2 protein-coding genes are annotated in these 1585 nt (G+C 39.2%); both read right to left on the bottom strand.

Going from position 1 to position 1585, the window contains the following annotated elements; genetic code table 11:
• The coding region (locus A3757_RS21970; protein ID WP_197470214.1) for a VanZ family protein at nucleotides 1-668 on the bottom strand (668 nt) is incomplete at its 3' end.
• A 38-nt stretch (nucleotides 669-706) separates the two neighbouring features.
• Nucleotides 707-1585 (bottom strand): cupin-like domain-containing protein (locus tag A3757_RS21975; protein WP_231878356.1); only part of this gene is annotated, 879 nt, incomplete at its 5' end.

Genomic DNA, 1585 nt, shown 5'->3' on the forward strand with positions numbered 1-1585 from the left:
AAGTACTGCCAATCTACTGATGCGGATGAAAAGTGGAAAAAGGGGTCAAGAATCAAACGTGGCATGTCACTGTTTTGACTGTTTAGCTTTGCATAGATATCAGATAATGAGACGGTGATATTAAGAGGTAGTAAACAGGTTATATAAGCGACCGCTATATAGATAAACCGGATTCCAGATATGTTTTGCAATGCCGCATTATCTGATTTTTGCTCTATACCAAGTAAGCTAGAAGGTGAAAAGTGAAAGTGCTTTAGTGCAATATAGGCGACAAAATAGCCCGTGATAAAACCTGAAGTATTTGATATTACGTCTGAAATATCGGAATAGCGCCCAATAAATGCTTGCGTTATTTCAACTAGTGTACTGACTAAAAAACCAACAAACAGATAGGGGCTCATTAATCTAGGAGAGGATTTACTCGCTATATATAGGGAACAAAGAAAGCCCAATGGCATATACAGCAGTATGTTCGTAGCAACATCTCTTAGGTTGTGAAAATTAAAAGAAAATGCACTCCCTTTTTCGAGTAGGGTCTGGATTGCACTTTCTGTGCTGGGTGCCTTTCCTGTTAGGTAAAAGCTTGCCGCTAGAATAAATAGTAAATATAGAAGTAGAAGAAGCCCAAAGCTTAGTCGTGTTATATTTGGGCTTGTTTGTAACGGCATTTGAGTTTCCCTATTTCTGTTAAGAGTAAATAATAGCTTTAGACTTTACCACTCAATAGCTTGGCGGCCACTTTGAATAGGAATACTTTTATGGCGTCACTGATCTTTTTGTCACCGGATATAGGGCTTAGCTTGATTCCCAGTCTCCTCTTAACTAATTCATTAAAGCGCAAGGCTAAGCCTTTCTTCTGAGTTTCTTTCGTGTTGAAGATAATTGATACTGAGGCTGAAACTTCATCGCATGTTTTTACCCAGTGTGGTGCTAAATAGGGAATATGAGCGCCTTCACCTGGCTTAATAAAAGTTTTTGTTGAGGTGTTAACAAATTCGTCCCGTAAGCTTGGTGCTACTTTATGGGTTTTGGCTACAAATGTTTCCAGTTCATCATCACTAATTTGTTCTTTATCCCAGGGTTCCCACGTATAGACTTCTTTAGTGCCCGTAAGTTGCATAAGGAAAGTGCTATACCGGTCGATGTGATAAGGCGTTGTGCCATTTGGTGACGTGATAAATAGATAGAGTGTTGAGTCAGTAATTTCTGTACCTAGTTCTTGGGCAAGTTGTTCAAGGTCGTTCTTTAGCCCTGTAAATAGCTCTTTATATTGTTCGTCAATTTCAGGACTTCTAACCATCACAAAAGAGTCTGAAGTCGCCAGATTTTCCAGTGCGTGCTCTAATGAGCATTCTATTTTATGTTCTTTATGAGCTGTATCAAGATTTGCATTGATGTCGACTTTACTAGAGCTGGCATACACGTGCTCCGGGGGAAGTCTGAGGACTAACTCAGATAGACTATCAAGTGATGCTAGAGGTGTCTCCACTACAGACTGGTTAAATTTGAATGACCTTTTGTTGAAGTCGGAGAACTGCTGTTCTTGATCTAGTTTTATGTATTTATACATTTTGCATTCCTTTTT

The sequence above is a fragment of the Oleiphilus sp. HI0117 genome, assembly GCF_001635235.1.